The sequence below is a fragment of the Paenibacillus sp. UNC496MF genome (genome assembly GCF_900113915.1).
GTDB lineage: Bacteria > Bacillota > Bacilli > Paenibacillales > Paenibacillaceae > Paenibacillus_Z > Paenibacillus_Z artemisiicola.
The window spans coordinates 211388-229853 of sequence record NZ_FORE01000009.1 but is presented as its reverse complement, the minus strand read 5'-3'; the positions used below and the strand labels follow the sequence as shown (position 1 = coordinate 229853).

At 65.1% G+C, this 18466-nt stretch carries 19 protein-coding genes; 12 read left to right on the top strand and 7 right to left on the bottom strand.

Going from position 1 to position 18466, the window contains the following annotated elements:
* The first annotated feature begins 60 nt into the window (after positions 1–60).
* On the top strand, positions 61–237 hold the full coding sequence (locus tag BMZ79_RS16915) for a YjfB family protein (protein ID WP_090641878.1): 177 nt from the start codon (positions 61–63) through the stop codon (positions 235–237).
* Between the two features lie 51 nt (positions 238–288).
* Positions 289–648 carry a DUF1304 domain-containing protein gene (locus BMZ79_RS16910; RefSeq protein ID WP_090641877.1) on the top strand — a complete coding sequence of 120 codons (360 nt, stop codon included), beginning with the start codon at positions 289–291 and terminating at the stop codon, positions 646–648.
* Between the two features lie 82 nt (positions 649–730).
* On the opposite strand, the gene BMZ79_RS16905 is transcribed toward BMZ79_RS16910, so the two are convergent.
* Positions 731–2134, bottom strand: a complete 1404-nt coding sequence (locus tag BMZ79_RS16905) for an S-layer homology domain-containing protein (protein ID WP_090641875.1) — start codon at positions 2132–2134, stop codon at positions 731–733.
* 455 nt (positions 2135–2589) lie between these two features.
* Between BMZ79_RS16905 and BMZ79_RS16895 the strand changes: the two genes are divergently transcribed.
* Positions 2590–3015 (top strand): VOC family protein, encoded by a 426-nt coding sequence (locus tag BMZ79_RS16895; protein ID WP_090641872.1) that lies wholly within the window; start codon positions 2590–2592, stop codon positions 3013–3015.
* Between the two features lie 166 nt (positions 3016–3181).
* Here BMZ79_RS16895 and BMZ79_RS16890 read toward each other — a convergent pair whose 3' ends face one another.
* Positions 3182–4255 (bottom strand): lactonase family protein, encoded by a 1074-nt coding sequence (locus tag BMZ79_RS16890; protein ID WP_090641870.1) that lies wholly within the window; start codon positions 4253–4255, stop codon positions 3182–3184.
* A gap of 246 nt (positions 4256–4501) precedes the next feature.
* Between BMZ79_RS16890 and BMZ79_RS16885 the strand changes: the two genes are divergently transcribed.
* Both BMZ79_RS16885 and deoD read left to right on the top strand, forming a co-directional pair.
* Positions 4502–6574, top strand: a complete 2073-nt coding sequence (locus tag BMZ79_RS16885) for a HelD family protein (protein WP_090641869.1) — start codon at positions 4502–4504, stop codon at positions 6572–6574.
* Between the two features lie 174 nt (positions 6575–6748).
* Positions 6749–7462, top strand: coding sequence for a purine-nucleoside phosphorylase (gene deoD, locus BMZ79_RS16880; protein ID WP_090641867.1), 714 nt, complete (start codon positions 6749–6751; stop codon positions 7460–7462).
* Between the two features lie 246 nt (positions 7463–7708).
* On the opposite strand, the gene BMZ79_RS16875 is transcribed toward deoD, so the two are convergent.
* On the bottom strand, positions 7709–8560 hold the full coding sequence (locus BMZ79_RS16875; protein ID WP_090641866.1) for a helix-turn-helix transcriptional regulator: 852 nt from the start codon (positions 8558–8560) through the stop codon (positions 7709–7711).
* Between the two features lie 157 nt (positions 8561–8717).
* Here BMZ79_RS16875 and BMZ79_RS16870 point away from each other — a divergent pair, with 157 nt between their 5' ends.
* Complete coding sequence (locus BMZ79_RS16870; protein ID WP_090641864.1) at positions 8718–10124, top strand: MFS transporter; 1407 nt, start codon at positions 8718–8720, stop codon at positions 10122–10124.
* Here the strand turns inward: BMZ79_RS16870 and BMZ79_RS16865 are convergent.
* Positions 10026–11051 (bottom strand): LysR family transcriptional regulator, encoded by a 1026-nt coding sequence (locus tag BMZ79_RS16865; RefSeq protein WP_256252789.1) that lies wholly within the window; start codon positions 11049–11051, stop codon positions 10026–10028. The genes BMZ79_RS16870 and BMZ79_RS16865 overlap by 99 nt on opposite strands.
* Positions 11052–11404: 353 nt before the next feature.
* Between BMZ79_RS16865 and BMZ79_RS16855 the strand changes: the two genes are divergently transcribed.
* Positions 11405–11959 carry a DUF6199 family natural product biosynthesis protein gene (locus BMZ79_RS16855; RefSeq protein ID WP_090641860.1) on the top strand — a complete coding sequence of 185 codons (555 nt, stop codon included), beginning with the start codon at positions 11405–11407 and terminating at the stop codon, positions 11957–11959.
* 113 nt (positions 11960–12072) lie between these two features.
* On the opposite strand, the gene BMZ79_RS16850 is transcribed toward BMZ79_RS16855, so the two are convergent.
* Positions 12073–12972: an SDR family oxidoreductase gene (locus BMZ79_RS16850; RefSeq protein WP_090641858.1), complete on the bottom strand. Its 900-nt coding sequence runs from the start codon at positions 12970–12972 to the stop codon at positions 12073–12075.
* A gap of 321 nt (positions 12973–13293) precedes the next feature.
* Positions 13294–14181 (bottom strand): LysR family transcriptional regulator, encoded by an 888-nt coding sequence (locus BMZ79_RS16845; RefSeq protein ID WP_090641857.1) that lies wholly within the window; start codon positions 14179–14181, stop codon positions 13294–13296.
* Positions 14182–14313: 132 nt separating this feature from the next.
* Between BMZ79_RS16845 and BMZ79_RS16840 the strand changes: the two genes are divergently transcribed.
* From BMZ79_RS16840 to BMZ79_RS16825, 4 genes are all read left to right on the top strand, one after another.
* On the top strand, positions 14314–14985 hold the full coding sequence (locus tag BMZ79_RS16840; protein ID WP_090641855.1) for an O-methyltransferase: 672 nt from the start codon (positions 14314–14316) through the stop codon (positions 14983–14985).
* A gap of 193 nt (positions 14986–15178) precedes the next feature.
* Complete coding sequence (locus BMZ79_RS16835) at positions 15179–15682, top strand: MerR family transcriptional regulator (protein WP_090641854.1); 504 nt, start codon at positions 15179–15181, stop codon at positions 15680–15682.
* A gap of 1 nt (position 15683) precedes the next feature.
* On the top strand, positions 15684–16121 hold the full coding sequence (locus BMZ79_RS16830) for an SRPBCC family protein (protein WP_090641852.1): 438 nt from the start codon (positions 15684–15686) through the stop codon (positions 16119–16121).
* A gap of 73 nt (positions 16122–16194) precedes the next feature.
* Positions 16195–16665 (top strand): SRPBCC family protein, encoded by a 471-nt coding sequence (locus BMZ79_RS16825; RefSeq protein ID WP_177222174.1) that lies wholly within the window; start codon positions 16195–16197, stop codon positions 16663–16665.
* Between the two features lie 183 nt (positions 16666–16848).
* Here the strand turns inward: BMZ79_RS16825 and BMZ79_RS16820 are convergent, their stop codons facing one another.
* The gene (locus BMZ79_RS16820) at positions 16849–17052 is read right to left on the bottom strand and encodes a hypothetical protein (RefSeq protein WP_143088976.1); all 204 of its coding nucleotides are present in this window, start codon (positions 17050–17052) and stop codon (positions 16849–16851) included.
* A 376-nt stretch (positions 17053–17428) separates the two neighbouring features.
* Between BMZ79_RS16820 and BMZ79_RS16815 the strand changes: the two genes are divergently transcribed.
* Positions 17429–18274 carry an aminoglycoside adenylyltransferase domain-containing protein gene (locus BMZ79_RS16815; protein ID WP_177222173.1) on the top strand — a complete coding sequence of 282 codons (846 nt, stop codon included), beginning with the start codon at positions 17429–17431 and terminating at the stop codon, positions 18272–18274.
* Positions 18275–18466: the final 192 nt, after the last annotated feature.

Here is an 18466-nt window from a genome sequence, read left to right as displayed (position 1 = left end):
GGCTTCGTCCGATATAGTAGGAGCAGGCCGAATGACGGGCGGCAGAATGGAGGGACTCGCATGGACATTCCGGCATTGTCGATCTCGCTGGCGCAGGGCAGCCTGGCGCAGGCGGTCGGCATCCAAGTGCTCAAGATGGCCCAGGATCAGGCAACGGCGCAATCGCAGCAGCTCGTCCGAATGATGCAGCAGAGCGCGCAGCCGAACTTGGGCGCCAATCTCGATATTCGCGTCTAGCCCTCATCGTTGTAGAATGAGGGACGGAAGCCGCATACCGAGGAGGAATCGATGATACTCGCCGCTATTTTCGTAGGATTGGTCGCGCTGGAGCACGTGTACATCTTGGTGCTCGAAATGTTTCTATGGACGACGCCGCGCGCGATGAAAGCTTTCGGAACGACGAAGGAAGAAGCGGAGACGACGAAAGCGCTCGCCGCGAATCAGGGGCTGTACAACGGTTTCCTGGCCGCGGGACTCGTCTGGGGGCTCGTGCATCCGGACGAGACGACCGGCCCCGCGATCGAACTGTTCTTTCTGATCTGCGTCCTGGTCGCCGCGCTGTACGGCGGCGCGACGGCGAAGCGCTCGATCTGGCTCGTGCAGGGCCTGCCGGCGCTGATCGCGCTCATTTTCGTGCTGGTCCGGTGAACGACGCGACGCACGCGCAAAAGAGGCTGCCCACGGGCAGCCTCTTTTGATTTTCGCACAGACGCAAGTTATTTTTGATGGGTTATTTCGCTTGCGGGTACTTATCCAATGCTTTGACGGCATTGGCGATTTCGTCGGCGGCTTGCGCTTGGGTCAGCTCGGCTTTCGGGTCGAACTTGCCGTCCGCGTCCAGCTTGACGATGCCGAGGTTCAGCGCGGTTTGCGCGGAACCGGAGTAGAGCACGTCGAGTTGGTCGCCGTCCTTGATGTCGACCGGCGCGACCTTGATCATCGGCAGCTTGCCGCTCTTCTGCAGGCTTTGCACGAGGACGTGCGTGAACGCTTCGCGGGTCGCCTTTTGGTCCGGATTCAGGTCGAAGCTCTTCAGGTCGACCGCGATGCCGAATTGCTTGGCGATGAGATCGGCGCCTTGCGCCGCTGTGATCGGCGCGTTCGCTTCGGCCGGCGCCTGGTGGGCTTTCAGGTAGGCCGTCGCCTTGTCGATCGCTTCAAGCGCCGCGGAACGCGTCACTTCCGTTTTCGGGCCGAAGGTGCCGTCTTCGTTCAGCTGCACGATGCCGTATTTGATCGCGCGCTGGATGGAGCCGGAGTAGACGACGTTGATTTGATCCTGGTCCTTGATGTCGACGACGACCGGGTTGATCAGCGGCAGCTGGCCGGCCTTCTCGACGGAGCGGACGAGCAGGTCGATGAACGCTTCGCGCGTCAGCACGGCATCCGGCGCGACGTCTTCGCCGAGCTCGGCTTTGGCGCCCAGCGCGCCGCCGATCAGAGCTGCGCCTTGCGTGGCCGTCAGCGTGCCGTCGGCGACTTGACCCGGGTGCGCCTTCAAGTATTCGATCGCGTTGTAGATTTCCTCGGCCGACTCGGAGCGGGTGATGGCGGCTTTCGGCTTCAGCCTGCCGTCCTTGTCGAGGGCGATCACGCCGTAGCTAAGCGCGCGCTGGATCGAACCGGAGTAGTCGACCGTCATTTGATCGCCGTCCTTGATGTCGACGACGACCGGATTGATCATCGGCAGCTTGCCGCTCGCTTCCATCGCGTGAATGAGCATGTGCGTGAATTCTTCGCGCGACAGCACCTTGCCCGGGTTCAGGTCGGCCGGCAGGCCGATGTTGTTGACGGCGGCGATGATGAACGCGTCCGCGTACCAAGCGTCGTCCTTGGCGTTCTGGAAGTAGTCGCTCGCTTTCGGCTCTTTGAAGAAGCGGACAAGGTCCAGGTTCAGGTCGAGCGCGTTCACGATCAGCTGCACGCCTTGGGCGGCCGTCATCGACGCTTGCGGCGCGAACAGTTCGGCACTCACGCCTTTAACCAGTCCTCTCTCCTGCAAGGAAATGATTTTATCCTTCGCGGCGTCATTGCCGAGATCCGTAAAGCCGGCTGCGGCGAAACTTTGGCTGGCGAACGTGAGCGACAGGGCGGCGGTAGCGGTAAGCGTCAGCATTTTGAACGATTTCTTCATTTTCTTTCACCTCTAGAGAAGTAGTATTTTCCTTTTACACAGCCTCAGACGGGCCCATCTGCAAAAAGGTTGCAGTGCCGATCGCGAATTTTGTCGAGCGCTTCGCGGGTGATCTCGGGAGCCGGACGGGACGCCGTCGTTTCGCGCCGAGGCTGTGCCGCGCGGCTGCTTCTTCCTTGCTGCAGAATTGCCAATTTCCGGTGCGTTCAACCGCGGGGACGGGCGGTCGCGGCATAACGGAGCGCGCTTTCGTTCCGGAGCGGGATGGATTACAATCGAGTCAGGATAAGGGGAAGGAGCGAGGCCGTTCATGAGAGCTTCACGTCCGCTGCAGCCGCCGCCGCTGCAAATCGGGTTGACGGACGCGAACTCTCGCTGGCGGGCGTCCGCACGCGCGGGAAGCGCGATTGCAAGATGGACGAGAGCAGCTGGATCGAGAGGAGATGAACGATAGGATGAAACCGCGGATTACGGTGTTGACGCTGGGCGTGGACGATCTCGAGCGATCGCTCCGGTTTTATCGCGACGGGCTCGGCCTGGCGACCGAGGGCATCATCGGGACGGAATTCGAGCATGGAGCGGTGGCGTTCTTCGATCTGCAGGCCGGCATGAAGCTGGCCATCTGGCGCAGGTCGGACATGGCGCACGAGACGAAGCTGCCGCTCGCGCCGCCGAGCCCGACCGAATTCACCATCGGGCACAACGTAGGGAGCAGAGCCGAGGTGGATAGGGTCATGGCGCTCGCGCTGGAGGCCGGGGCGACGATCGTCGATCCCGCGCACGACGCGTTCTGGGGCGGGTATTCCGGCCATTTCCAGGACCCCGACGGCCATCTGTGGGAAGTCGTCTGGAATCCCGCCTGGGAGCCGGACGAGGCATAACGACCGGAATGGAACGCGCGAGGAAAGCAAAAGGCCGCCCGGAGTCGAACTCGATCGACGCCGGGCGGCCTTTCGCATGACGGCAAACGCGGTTGACGGGCGGCCGCGCTTGCGGGTTTCGTCCGCCGGGCCAATAGCCGCGGGGGCGGCGGCAGGGCAGGTTAAGCTACAGCGCCGCGAAACGGACGCATACCGGCTTGGACACGTGCAGCTCGCTTCCCGTCGGCCGCAGCTTGCCGGTCTCGGCGTCGCGCGCGAACGTCACGACGTTGTTGCCGTCGCGGTTCGCGACGAGCGCGAAGCGGCCGTCCGGCGAGAGGCCGAAGTTGCGCGGATGGCCGCCGAGCGTCGGCGCGTACTCCACCGGCTCCAGCCGGCCGTTCGCCGGATCGACGCGGTAGACGGCCAGGCTGTCGTGCCCGCGGTTGGAGCCGTACAGGAACTTGCCGTCCGGCGACAGGTGGATGTCCGCCGTGCCGTTCTCCCCCGCGTACCCGTCCGGCAGCGTGGAGATCGTCTGATGGACGGTCAGCGCGCCCGCCTCGGCGTCGTAGCCGTAGACGGTGATCGTGCTGTTCAGTTCGTTGATGCCGTAACCCATCGGCAGCTCCGGATGGAAGACGAAATGGCGCGGCCCCGAGCCCGGGGCGATGCTTGTCTCGGAATGAGGCGTCAGCTTGCCGTCCGCGAGGTCGAGCTTGTAGACGAACAGCTTGTCCAGGCCGAGGTCGGACACGACGGCGTATCGGTTGTTGCGGTCGACGATGACCGAATGGGCGCGCGCCTGGGTTTGGGCCGGCTTCACGCTGCTGCCTTCATGCCGGTGCACGTCCGCCGTCATGCCGATGCGGCCGTCCGGCAAAATCGGCGACAGGCCGATCATCCCGCCGTGGTAGCTCGCCGTCATCGCGAACCGGTTCGTCCGGTCGAGCGTGATGTGGCAGGTCGTCGCCGGAAGCGTGATCTCGTCGTTCAGGCGCTCCAGCCGGCCCGCGTCGGGATCGAACCGGTACGCGGCGGCCGCGCCGACGCGGCGGCCTTCCGCGTCCTTGCTTTCCATGATCGTATACAAGGTCCGGGCGGAATCGGCGGGTACGAGGAAGGTCGGATTTTGCAGGCCGTCCGCTTGATCGAGCAGCGTCAGCGCCCCGGTCTCGGCATCGTACGCGCAGGCGTACAGGCCGGGTCCGTCCGCATCCGCATAAGAACCGATAAAGGCAAAGGATTGTGTTGCCGCCATGGTCTGGCACCTCCAAATCGAATGGGCATTCTACGGTTGCATTTTACCATTATTCGCGGGAAAAGGCATCCTCGGACGCAAAAGTCCCCCCGTTCGCGAAGAACGGAGGGACGTATCGGCACCATCGTATGCAGATTTTTGGACCCACGTACAGTACATAGTAAAACAGCCGTCAGGATAAGTCTATACTTTTTTTCATTTCCTTCTATACTTAGGCTTACTTTACCGAGGAAATGAGGGATCGCGATGGCTTTGAACGAGACGGAAGCGGAAGAACGACGGCATTTGGCGGAGACGCTGGCCCGGCTGCGTGAAGCGCTGCAGGAAACGGAGGCGCGCCTCGACGACGCGCGGAGCGGCGTCCTCGAGGCGAAGCGGTACGTCTGGGCGAACCGGGACCAGCTCGATCCGGCGGAACGGGCGGCCAACGCCGTCGATATCTCGCTTGCGGTCGACCGCGGGGAGCGGGACGCGTCGAAGCGGGAGCGAATGCGCAAGCAGCTGGCTTCGCCGTATTTCGGGCGCGTGGATTTTACCCCCGACGGCCGGACGGCCGCCGAAACCTATTACATCGGCGTGCATGCGTTCGGCGACGCGGACGACGGAGCGGATCTCGTATACGACTGGCGCTCTCCCGTGGCGAGCCTGTTCTACGATTCACCCGTCGGGCAAGCCCGGTACGCCGCGCTTGCGGGCGAGATCGCGGGCCGAGTCGGCTTGAAGCGTCAATACCGGATCGAGCGCGGGGAGATGGCGTACATGCTCGAAAGCGCGGAGCGCATCCACGACGAGGTGCTGCAGCGGGAGCTCAGCCGGACGTCGGACGAGAAAATGAAGCAAATCGCGGCCACGATCCAAGCGGAGCAAAACGCGATCATCCGCAATGAGCGCGCGAACGTACTGATCGTGCAGGGGGTCGCAGGTTCCGGCAAGACGTCCGTCGCGCTCCACCGCATCGCTTACATGCTGTACCGGCGCAAGGAGACGTTACGCTCCGCGAACGTCATGATTCTGTCGCCGAACCGCGTATTCGCGGACTTCATCTCGAACGTGCTGCCGGAGCTCGGCGAGGAGCGCATCGCGGAAACGTCCGCCGCGGACATCGCGAGCCGCGAACTGGCAGGCATCTGCGACTTCGAGACGTTCGCCGAACAGCTCGCGGCGCAGGCAGCCGGTTCGGACGAAGCCCTAGCGGGCAGAATCCGATTCAAGGCGGGCATCGCTTTCGTACACGCGTTGGACGACTACGCCGCGCATCTGGAGGCGGACGGGTTCGCCGCCGAAGCGATCGCGTTCGGAGACGCGGAGATCGGGGAGACGGCGGTGGCCGAAGCCTACCGCGCCGCGTCCGCTCTGCCGGTCAAGGCGCGTCTGGCCAAGACGGCGGCCGTACTGGCGGCGCAAGGCCGGACCGTTCACGGCGACAAGCTGAAGCCGGCCGCCGCGAACCGGATCAAGACGGCCGTTCGCCGGATGTTCCGGACGTTGGACCCGTTGGCTTTATACCGGGACTTCTACGTCTACATCGGCGCGCCGGAGATGTTCAAGCCCAAGGCCAAGAAGAAGATCGAATACGCCGACGTCTATCCGTTGCTCTACTTGAAGCTCCTTCTGGAAGGCGCGACGGGGTATGAAGAGGTCAAGCATCTGGTGATCGACGAGATGCAGGATTACACGGCCGTTCACTTCGCCGTCCTGGCCCGGTTGTTCGCCTGCGGCATGACGATCGTGGGCGACGAGAACCAGTCGCTCGATCCGAACGCGTCGTCGACCCTGGATACGCTCCGCGCCGTATTTCCGGCGGCGCAAACGGCCGAGCTGCTGAAGAGCTACCGCTCGACGGCGGAGATCATCGCGTTCGCCCGGCGGATCGCGCCCGGGAGCCGCATCGAGCCGGCCGAGCGCCATGGCGAGCAGCCCATGGTCGTGCGCGCGGCGGACGAAGCGGAGGAAATCGTTCGGATCGGCGACGCCGTCGCGGCCTTTCAATCGTCCGGGCACCGGACGCTCGGCATCGTGTGCAAGACGGAAGCACAGGCCGAGCGGCTGCATGCGGCGCTGCTGGCGCGGCATCCCGGCGTCCATCGGCTCGGTTTCGGCAGCGCCGGGTTCCGGGAAGGCGCGGTCGTGCTGCCGGTGCACGTCGCCAAAGGCCTGGAATTCGACCGGGTCGTCGTACCGTTCGCGAACGCGGAGACGTACCGGACGGAGGCGGACCGAGGCTTGCTGTACATCGCCTGCACGCGAGCGCTCCACGAGCTGGCGCTGACCTTCTCCGGCTCGCTTTCGCCGTTCGCCCAGACCGAGGTCCGGCCGTAAGCCGGACCCTCTCCGCGTTCGCCGGCGCCGGCTCGCCGCATGTTGTAAACGGTCCCCGTTCATATTATGATAGGGGGCGGATGTTCGAAGATTCGCTAATCCGGCATTCTTACATAGATCGCGACGATGAAGGACATGCTTGGGCCAATTATACCTACGATGGGGGCTTTCCGAATGAGTATTCACATCAACGCCAAACCGGGCGAGATCGCCGAAGCGATCCTGCTGCCGGGCGATCCGCTGCGCGCGCGGCACATCGCCGAAACGTTCCTCGAGGACGCGCGCTGCTACAACGAGGTGCGGGGCATGCTCGGCTTTACCGGCAGCTATAAAGGACACCGGATTTCCGTGCAGGGCACGGGCATGGGCGTGCCCTCGATCAGCATCTACGCGAACGAGCTGATCCGCGAATACGGCGTCAAGCAGCTGATCCGCGTCGGCACGTGCGGCGGCATGCGCGAGGACGTCAAGGTCCGCGACGTCATTCTCGCCATGACGGCCACGACGGATTCCGCGGCCAACCACCAGCTGTTCCCGGGCTTCACGTTCGCGCCGGCCGCGGATTTCGATCTGCTGCACCGGGCCTACCGGGCGACGGTCGAGAAGGGGCTGGCGGTCAAAGTCGGCAACATCCTGACGGCCGACAACTTCTACCGCGAAAGCATGGATCCGGTCAAGAAGCTGGCCGATTACGGCGTGCTCGCGGTGGAGATGGAGTCCTCGGCGCTGTACACGATCGCCGCCCGGCACGGCGCGAAGGCGCTGTCCGTGTTGACGGTGAGCGACCACCTGTTCAGCGGCGAAGCGGATACGACGGCGGAAGAACGCCAGACGACGTTCAACGACATGATCGTCGTGGCGCTCGAGGCGGCCGTCCAAGGCGCGTAGCGTAGACTAGCCGGCGGCGCCAAGCGGCCGAACGGGCGAACAGCCCAACCGCTGAACTGCCGAACAGCCGAACTGCTTGGCGCCGAGCGATGCGGCCAAACGGAGCGTCTACAAGCAAAACCCCCGAACGCTGACGTTCGGGGGTTTTTCGTCGTGCCGCGAGCGGCGCCGGCCGATTGTCGGGGAGCTTGGCTCCGTAAGAACGGTGCCGATCGGCGGCCGGACTCTCTGGCTGTGCCTTCCGCTCTATCGGGCTGCGCCGTCCGCCTCCAGCAGCCCGCGCATCCGGTCCGCCGTCTCCTCGTCGTCCGGCAGGTTGACCGTCGCCGTCAAATGCGCGGCGTCCGAGACGAGAAACGAAATCTGCACGAAGGCGAGCCGGCCGGCCGCCGCATGATGGTTGATCTTCTTGCCTTCGGGACCGGCCAGCACGTCGTGCCGCGGCCACCAAGCCGCGAACTCCGGGCTGATCCGGGACAATTCCTCGATCAGCGCGACCCACCAGGGATCGCCGGGATAGTTGGCGTAGCCGGCCCGGAAGACCGCGAGGCGGTGCCGGGCGTGCGCTTCCCACTTGTCGCGCAGCAGGGCTTTGACGGCGGGCGAGGTGAACGTGCGCCACAGCGAATTGCGCTCGCGGCCGGACAGCTCTTCGTACGGACCGTAGAGCAGGCTGGCCGCCCGGTTCCAGGCGACGACGTCCAGCCGCTGGTCCGTGACGTAGGCCGGGCTCGCGCCCTGCAGATCCAGGAACCGCCGCAGCGCGGGATCGACGCCGGGGATGCCGGTCTCCCTGAGGCCCGGCAGCTGCCCGAGCGCCAGCAGATAGAGATGCCGGCGTTCGGGCTCGTCCAGCCGGAGCGCGCGCGACAGGCTGTCCAGCACTTGCGCCGAGATTCCGATGTCGCGGGCTTGCTCCATCCACGTGTACCAGTCGACGCTCACGCCGGCGAGCTGCGCGACCTCGCCGCGCCGCAGTCCCGGCGTCCGTCTGCGTCCGCCCGCAGGCAGCCCGGCTTGTTCCGGCGACAGCCGCGCGCGGCGCGTCTTCAAGAATTGCGCGAGCTCGAGAAGCCGTTCCTTGTCGCTCATCTTCATGCCGCTTCGCTCCTTCCGCCGGAAACGCTTGACTAGGAGGCTTGCTCCCAGGATAAACCGTTCTCTTATTCCGGCATTCGTCTCATTATACACTGGGTGCGGGGCGGCGGGGACGCCGCTCCGCACGCAGGATGGGAAAAGCAGGGGGGATGAGGAGATGGATACGGAACAAACATTAAGGTTAACCAAAGAAGGCGGAACGAAGCGTACGCTGCTCCTCTTCGGGCTGTCGCTCGGGTATTTCATGGTCCTGCTGGACACGACGGCGGTCAGCGTTGCGCTGCCGGCGATCGGCGCCGACTTGGGCGGCGGCATGCAGGACCTGCAGTGGGTCGCGAACGCGTACACGATCGCGTTCGCCGGTCTGCTGCTGCCGATGGGCGCGCTCGCCGACAGGCTGGGCGCCAAGCGCGTATATCTCGGCGGCCTTGCGGCGTTCGCCGCCGCCTCGGCGCTGTCGGCCGCCGCGCCGGGCATCGGCGGGCTGATCGCGCTGCGCGCCGCGCTCGGCATCGGCGGGGCGGCGCTGCTGCCCGCCTCGCTGACGCTGCTCGCGCAGGCGTATCCCGACAAGGCCGCGCGCGCCAGGGCGATGGGCATCTGGGCGGCGGCGACGGGCGTCGCGATGGCGGCCGGCCCGGTAGCGGGCGGCCTGCTGGTCGACGCCGCCGGCTGGCGCGCCATCTTCCTGCTGAACGTGCCGCCGGCCGTCTTCAGCCTGATCGTCACGAATAGGCTGGCGGGGAATCCGCCCCGCGCGGCCGGCCGCGGCCTCGATCCGGCCGGGCAGCTCGCGGCCGTCGCCGCCATCGCTTCGCTGTCCTACGCGCTCATGCAAGGCGATGCGGACGGCTGGCGCTCGCCGCGCATCGTCGCGGCTTTCGCGGTGGCCGCGGCGAGCGCCGCCGGGTTCGTGATCGCCGAGGCCCTCGTCCGGACGCCGCTGCTGCCCCTGCGGCTGCTGCGCAAGCCGGCGGTGGCGGGCGGCCTCGCCGCGGGCATGACGATCAACGCCGCGCTGTCCGGCCTGCTGTTCGCGCTGCCGTATTACGGCCAGCGCGCGGGCGGCTTGTCCGCGCGCGACGCCGGGCTCGCGCTGCTGCCGATGATGGTGCCGCTCGCGTTCAATCCGATCCTGACGGGTCGGATCGTGGGCCGGATCGGGGCGAAGCTCCCGATGGCGGCGGGCTTTGCCCTGGCGGCGGCCGGCACGCTGCTGCTCGCCCTCGCGGACGCGCAGGCGGGCAGCGCGCTCGCGATAGCCGGGCTCGCGCTGACCGGCTTCGGCGTTTCCTTCGCGATTCCGTCCGTCATGACGGCCGTGATCGCCGCCGTCGCGCCGGAGGAGACCGGAACCGCGTCGGGCGCGCTGAACGCCGCCCGTCAGCTCGGCGCGACATTCGGCGTGGCGCTCGTCGCGCTGGTGCTGAGCCGGTATGCCGAGCCGGCGGCCGGCCTCCATGCGTCACTGCTCGGCATGGCCGTCCTGCTGCTCGGCGGCGTGCCGGTCGCGCTCTTCGGCATGGGCGGGGGCCGGCGTTCCCGCGGACGAGGCATCGGATGACTCGTCCGGCCGCTCCGGAGCGACTCCGTCCGCTAGCGACCGCTCCCGGACGAACGCGATGAACCGTTTGGCCGCGGGCGACAGGTAACGGTCCCGGCGCCACTTGAGCCCGAGCTCCCACTGCCAGTCCTCGTCCCGGATCGGAATCCAGACGAGGCCGTCCAGCAGAAGGCCGGGCGTCCGCGGCAGCACCGACACGCCGAGGCCGGCCTTGATGAAGCCCGCGACGGTGATGAGGTCCTCGGCATCGTACGCGGAGGCGAGCGCGAAATCGGCGCTGGCGGCGCGCGCGCGGATGGAATCCCGCAGGCCGCAGTTTTTGCTCAGCCCGACGAAGGGCTGCCCGGACAGCTCCGCCAAGCGAATCGAAGCCAGGTTAGCGAAGCGATGCCGTTCGGGGACGACGACGTAAAGCGGCATCCGCCGGATGACGATCCATTCGCGGTTGTCCGTTACGGTTTCCTTGGACGTCAGGAGCAGATCGGACCGGCCGCTCTCCAGCTGTTCGTCAATGTCGGCGTTATCGCCTTGAATCAGCTCGAACCGCACCTTGGGATACCGTTCGAGATAAGCCGTGACGAGCGAGGGCACGAGGTCGACGCCGAGGATGTTCAGATAGGAAAGGGGAATGACGCCCGTATCGGGGCTTGACGATTCTTCGATTTCCCGCATCCCCTTGCGGATGCTCGCCAGCGCTTCGTCGACCCATTTCGCGAACGCGGCGCCGTACCGGTTCAGCCGCAGGTTCCGCCCGCCGCGGTCGAAGAGCGGCACGCCGAGCTCGCTCTCCAGCTTGGAAATGGCATGGCTGAGCGCCGGCTGCGTCACGTTCAGCTCCTTAGCGGCCATCGTCATATGCTGCAACCGGGAGACGGTCAAAAAATAGTCCAACTGCGTAAGCTCCATGAGCCGCGCTCCTTTGTTCATGAATGATAATCATCGTTTCGTTCCCTACTATAATGCAAGCGTAATGAATGAAGCAACCGAGCGCGAACGCGGGCCTTCGGCCGGCGCTTCTGCCTTGCGCGCCGCGCAGCAAAAAACACGGCGTCTCCGGCGTGTTTTTTGGCCTTGCTTTAATCCGGCGCCGAGCCCGTTGACGCCCGCCGCCGAATCGCCGCCCTCCAGCAGCTCCCGCGCGAAGGAGAGCCATTCCCGCGCCGCATAGGACAGGTACGCGTTCCGGCGCCAGATCATCGCCGGCGCCCACGGAATGCAATCGCGTCTCCGCAGCGCCTGCCCATAATATGGAATTTATGCGATGGGAAGGAGAAGCGGGCATGCGGACATTACTCGGGTTCGTCGCGATCGCCATCGGCGTCGTCGGCGCGCTGTCGCCCGCGACGTCATGGCAGATGTCGGTCGGCTGGAGGTTTCGGGACGCGGAGCCGAGCGGCGCGGCGCTGAGCGCGCATCGGCTGGGCGGGGTTCTTGCGATTCTTGCCGGTCTCGTCCTCCTCGTCTCCAGCTGTTCGTCCGGCGGCGACGGCGCGGCCTGCCGGGCGCGGTTTCAGGCGAAGCTGCTGGCCGGCGAGGCGGCGGACATACAGGTCGGGCAGACGGGGCAACCGTACGCGCTGAGCGCCGAGGAACGGCAGGAGGCGTCCGACTTGATGGGACATGCGCCGATGCGCGCGTTCGAGCCGGGCAACGCTTACGGCGCCGCCGGCGAGGCGACGGTCGTCTTCGAGGACGGGTTGACGGAGCAGCTGCTGCTGTTCGGTCCGTCGGGCGGCGTCGAGCTTCATCTCCGCTCCGGCGAAGCGTACGCCTTCGACAGCCCGGAGCTGGGCAGCCGGTTCCGCGACTGGATGCGGAAGGCGGACGAGCGGTAAACGGCCATGCCGCCGCAGACCGGAAGCAGCGAAGGCCGCGCCCGTACGCGCCAAAAAGACCCCGTTTCGGGGTCTTTTTTCGTCTGCGATAAGTCGGCGGGGCGTCCGCTGTCTCAGGTCTCGGTCATGACCCCGCCGTTCACGTGCAGCACCTGGCCCGTGACGAACGACGAATCGTCGGAGGCGAGATAGACGTAGGTCGGCGCCAGCTCGAACGGCTGGCCGGCGCGCTTCATCGGCGTTTCCAGCCCGAACGTCTTCACGTACTCCGCCGAATAGCTGGACACGATAAGCGGCGTCCAGATCGGACCCGGCGCGACGGCATTGACGCGAACGCCGCATTTGACGAGCTGAAGGGACAGCGAGCGGGTGAAGGAGACGATCGCGCCCTTCGTCGAGGAATAGTCCACGAGCAGCGGCGCGCCGGCGTAGGCGGTGACGGAAGCGGTGCTGGTGATCGTGCTGCCGGGACGGAGATGGGGAAGCGCCGCCTTCGTCATATAGAAGTGAGGGAAAATGTTCGTGCGGTACGTGTCTTCCAGCTGCGCGTCGGAGATGTTCAAGATGCTGTCCTGCGGAAACTGGACTCCTTGGTTCAGGACGAGCGCGTCGAGCTTGCCGTAGCGCTCCAGCGTCCGCTTCACGGCTTCCGCGGAGAACGCCGGCACGCGCAGGTCGCCTTCGATCGGCAGGCAGCTCCGCCCGTACCGCTCCACCGTCTTTTGCGTCGCGGCGGCGTCTTCGCGCTCGTACAAGTAGACGATGGCGACGTCGGCGCCTTCTTTGGCGAAGGCGATGGCGACCGCGCGGCCGATGCCGCTGTCCCCGCCCGTGATGATCGCGACCTTGCCCGCCAGCTTCCCGCTGCCTTTGTAGCCGGGATTATCCGAGATCGGCGTCGGCACCATCAGATATTCAAGACCGGGCTGGCGGTCCTGATGCTGGGGCGGGAACGTCACCGGCACCTGCTCGCATTTCGTCTCTTGACTGTAATAGGGGTAGCCCGGAATCATCGCTGTACCTCCGTGATGGAATGATGATACAGGATATTCACCCATGGGCGGGAAGGTGTGGCCGGGCGGGAAGGACGCGCATGCGGGAGCTTGCAGGCTTGGCGGGCGAAGCGGCCGCCGCCGCCGGCTTAATCGCGTAACGAGCTAGACCGGGCCTGCGAGGCGCAGCGCATCCAGGCGGAATCCGCCGCCGTCTAGTCGAACGTCCCCTATGCCGGCCATCATCGTTAACAATCATCCAAGAGCCGTTGTTGCCGCCTCCCTCGCCGGGGCAGCGAACGGCTCTTTTTTGCGCCGTTCGGACGCGGCCTGGAGCCGCGTTCAGGCTTCGCTTCGGATCAGATTCACGAGGTTGGCCGCCGCGGCGGGAAGGGGTTCGTCCCGGCGCGTGCACACGGCGATCGAATTGACGAGCCGGATATCCTTCACATGGACGCGGCTGAGCTCGCCGCGCCGGACGTACTCGCGCACGACGAGCGAGGAGACGAAATTGGCGCCGTAGCCGGCGATGACGGCCATGATCGCTTCGTGCAGCCCGTTGAACCGCAGCGGGATGCGCGGAGCGGGAACGTTGTACGTCCGGCAGAGCGCCAGCAGCCGCTCGCGCGTCGAGCTGCCTTCTTCCCGCATGACGAACGGCTCCCGCATCATGTCGCGAAGCGACACCTCGCGGTTCGCGTACGGATGGTTCGGCGCGACGACGAACCACAGCTCGTCCTGGAACAGCTGCTCGGCCAGAATCGCGTCCGGGTGCTCTTCCGTCAATCCGCCGTAGACCGCGATATCCGCGTCCATGTTCAAGAGCTGCCGGAACGCGTCGGCGGAATTGGTCGTCGTGATCGTCATCTCGACGTTCTCGTAGCGCTGCTTGAATTTGGCGATCCAGGCGGGGATGAGAAACTGCGCCGGCAAATACGTCGCGGCGATCCGAATATGGCCGCGCGCGCCGCCGCGGAATTCCTCGCAGTATTGTTCGATCTGCTGCTCCGTCGCGAACAGCCGCTTGGCCAGCAGCGCGAGGCCGGCGCCGGCTTCGGTCAGGGCGATGCCGCGTCCGCTCGGCTGCAGCAGCGTCATGCCCAGCTCCTTCTCGAATTTCTTGACTTGGGCGGTGATGGCCGGTTGGCTGATGCTGAGCAGCTCGGAGGCGCGGGTCACGCTGCCCGTGGACGCGATCACGTGAAACAGGCGCAGGGCGTGCAGGTTCATGGGAGGGCTCCTTTCCGTTCGACTTATATATTTAATATATGAGTGTGAGATAAAGATATATTTTATTTATCATTATAGGGGCTCTACAATGGAATTGGAAGCTCAACCCATTCGCTAAAGGAGAGGATCAGCATGAACGAAGCCTTTACGTGGAGCCTTGTCGACGAGTATATCGAGGACCGTCTCCTCCCGCGGGACCCGGCGCTGGACGAGGCGCTGGACGCGAACCGCCAAGCCGATCTGCCGCCGATCGACGTGTCCGCCGCCCAAGGCAAGCTGCTGCAGCTGTTGGCGCGCATGGCGGGCGCGAAGCGCATACTCGAGATCGGGACGCTCGGCGGGTACAGCACGATCTGGATGGCTCGCGCGCTCCCGGAGGACGGCGCGCTGGTGACGCTGGAGCTGGATCCGCGCCATGCCGCCGTCGCCGTCGCGAACGCGGCGCGGGCCGGTCTGGACCGCGTCGTCGACGTTCGCGTCGGCCCGGCGCTGGAGCAGCTGGAGCAGCTGGACGCGGAAGGGGCGGCGCCGTTCGATCTGATCTTCATCGACGCGGATAAGCCGAACAATCCCGCGTACCTGACGTGGGCGCTGCGCTTCTCGCGTCCCGGCACGGTGATCGTCGGGGACAACGTCGTCCGCGAAGGGGCGGTCATCGAACGTCACAGCACGGATCCAAGGGTGCAGGGCGTCCGCGCCTTCTTCGACCTGTTGGCGCAGGAGCCGCGCATCTCGGCGACCGCGATTCAAACCGTCGGCTCTAAAGGCTACGACGGCTTCATGATCGGCATCGTGAACGGTTGACGGGTTCGCGGCCGGACGATTGCCCTTGCGGCGCTTCCGCTTGAAGCGCGGCAAGGGCGTTTTGGCGTTCGGCGGCCGGCGGCGCCGAAAAATTTTTTCGCGTTTCGGGCATAAGGCGCTTGCACCTTACGTAACGTCATGTTTTATAGTAAAGGTACCGGTAAACGCGAAGCGCGAACGAAAGGGGAGGGTTATGAAGCGAACATGGAAGGTCGGCGAGCTGGCGAAGCTGACGGGCTTGACCGTCCGGACGCTGCGGTTTTACGACGGAATCGGGCTGTTCTCGCCGTCGGCGTTTTCCGAGTCGGGTCACCGGTTGTACGATGAAGCGGACATTACTCGGCTGCACCAGATTTTGGCGTTGAAGGAATTGAACCTGTCGCTGGACGAGGTGAGAGCGATCCTGGCCGGGGGCGAATACAGCCCGTTCGACATCGTCGCGGAGCAGATGGCCCGCGTGAAGGAGACGATCCGGATCCAGCGGAAGCTGCTGGACGAGCTGGAATACGTGGCCGACCTGATGGCGGCGAAGGAACGGCTGTCCGTGGACGATTTCCTCGGCCTGCTGCAGACGATGAAGAAGAGCCACGAAAAATACGTTTTCGAACGGAAGCGAAGCGTGGAGAGCAGCCTGGACCGGCTGGGCGGCTTTCTGGACGGCGAGCTTGCGGACGAGCCATTAGAGGAGGAATGTTGAGATGACGAAACGTACTGCCGAGCATGTTCAATTTGTCGTGGAGCGCGTCTACGGCGCGAAGCCCGAGCGCGTGTTCGCGGCGTGGTCGGATCCCGCGAAGAAGGCGCAATGGTTCGCCAAGGCCGACGTGTTCGAGTTCCGCGTCGGCGGCCGCGAGAGCAACCGGGACCGGCTGCCCGACGGGATGAGCGTGAATTTCGAGGCGCAGTATCAGGAGATCGTGCCGAACGAGCGGATCGTGTACTCGTATGCGCTTGATCTGGACGAGGCGCGGGTATCGGTCTCCGTCGTCACCGTGGAACTCCGGGCGGAAGACGGCGGCACGCGGCTCGTGTTCACCGAGCAGGGCGCGTTCCTGGACGGCCGCGACACGCCGGCGATGCGGGAGCACGGCACCGGCATCATGCTGGATGCGCTGGGCAAGCTGGTAGCGGAATAATCTTGGCGTCGATTGCGAGCCGGTCGGCGGCATGCGGCCGGCCAACCAAAATCAGAGGAAAGCAGGGATCATCATGAACGATCAAGCCAACCAAAGAACGATCGCCGCGGGCGAGAACGAGCTTGTCGAGGTGCGCGTCATCGATGCGCCGCGGGAAACGGTGTTCCGGGCGTGGACGGACCCGGCGCTGCTCGCGCGCTGGTGGGGTCCGCGCGGATTCACGAATACGTTCAGCGCCTTCGATCTCCGGCCCGGCGGCACCTGGGAATTCGTCATGCACGGCCCGAACGGCACGGATTACCCCAACACGAACGTGTTCGTGGAGATCGCGCCTCCCGAGCGGATCGTCCTCAAGCATGTCAAGGCGCCGGTCTTCGTGCTGACCGCCTTGTTCGAGGACGTCGACGGCAAGACGCGCGTCGTGTTCCGTCAGCAGTTCGAGACGGCGGCCGTGTACGAGCAGGTGAAAGCCTACGCGGGCAAAGGCAACGAAGAAAATCTGGAGAAGCTGGCCGAGGTTGTCGCCAGCCTGTCCGCGGACTGAACCAGCCGGCGGGAGCGGTTGCGAAGCCGGTCCGCGGCCTCGGGCAACGAATGATGGAGCGGGAAGATGCGGCGAATGCCTCATCGCCAAGGGCGGCGGCTGCGGACGGAATGGTTGTTCCGGAAGCGGCCGCTTTTTTGTTTTTCGCTCGCCGGCGGCCGGCGAGACCAGGTAAACTGGCCGTCAGCCGTCGCCGAGCTGCCGGAGCGCGGACGCGCGCACGATGCCGGCGATCGGGACGAACCGGATGCCCTCCGCATGCCGCAGGGTAACCGTCCAGCGCGTCAAGTCCTCCACCAAGCCCGTCAGCCGGTCGCCTTCGTCCGTCTGAATCGTGACGAGCCGCCAGTCGTCCTTGGCCTGCAACAACTTCGAATGTAGGGTCATGCTACCTCCTGCGTAACGCCGCGAACGAAACGAGGCGCGGCTGAATGGATCGCGGCCGAACAAGGAATCAAGAACGCGCCCCTGGTCGGAGCGAAAATGCGCGTTACGTAAAGCGTTTTCGGAATACCACTCATACGATTCGGACGATCGTCACCCGGACCGGCGGTCGGGCGCGATTTTGCGGCGATGGACCCAGGCGGCGTTCGGCGAGCCGTTTCGCCGGGACTAGGCCCGAACGTAAACGCCGCGCCAAAATAAGAAAGTCGCGGGCGAAATCTTTCTCTTTTTGGAAACGGTTGCCGCTCTTATGATGGGAAGGGGAAGCCGGGTTTGCGGATCGGCCCTTCCGCATTCCGATCGAGAGGTGGATGACGAGATGACGGAACGTTTGCCGGAAGCCGTTCGCGCCAGCATGCGCAGGTTGGGCGAATCGCTGCACAGCCGGATGCCGGATGTCGTGGAAGCCGTGTACGTGTACGGCTCGGCCGCGCTGGATGCCTACGTCGCGGGCTCGAGCGACATCGATTTTCTCGTCTTCGTGAAGCGGGCGCCGACGCCCTCCGAGCAGGAACGGATTCGCGAAGCGCACGCGGAGCTTGAACCGGCGCTGGAGGGAACCGAGATCATGGGCGCGTATATCCGGGCGGAGGATGCGGGCAAGCCCGCCGAAGAACTCCTTCCGATCCTCTCGTATGCCGATCGGAACCTCAAGACGGACGGAACCGGCGACATCAATCCGGTCACGTGGTGGATTCTTCGGAGACGCGGCGTCTGCGCGTACGGCAAGCCGATCTCTTTTCGCTACGAGCCGTCGTCCGAGGCGCTCGTCCGCTACGTCATCGCGAACATGAATACCTACTGGGCCGGGTGGATCGACCGCTTGGAGCAAATCCGGCTTTCGCCGGAAGCCGAGGCGGAGACCGTGCCGCCCGACCGGCTGGACTTCGCGTTGGAATGGTGCGTGCTTGGGATGCTCCGGCAGTGGTACACGATTCGCATGGGCGACGTGACCAGCAAAATCGGCGCCGGGGCATACGGCCTCGCGCAATTGCCCGAACGGTGGCACGGCCTGATCCGCGACGCGATGGCCATCAAGCGGTTAGAGCCCGCTGGACGATGCGATTCCCGGCTCAAGCGGCTGGAGGAGCTTATCGGATTGCTGCGGTTGATCCATGCGGAGAGCAACCGCGACTGGCACGAGCATTATGCCGATGAAGGTTGAGAAGGAACGAATCCCGAGCCGGAACCCGCGAGGTTTCGGCTTTTCCGCGTGCTGCCGCGTTCGGTCGGAGAGCTGGAAGCGGCTGCCGGGGGACACGTATTTTCGGGTCCGTCTCCGGACGCTTTTAACACGGCCCTAACATGATGTTCGGGACTAGCGCAACAAAACCCGCAATCGCGCGTAAAAAATGGA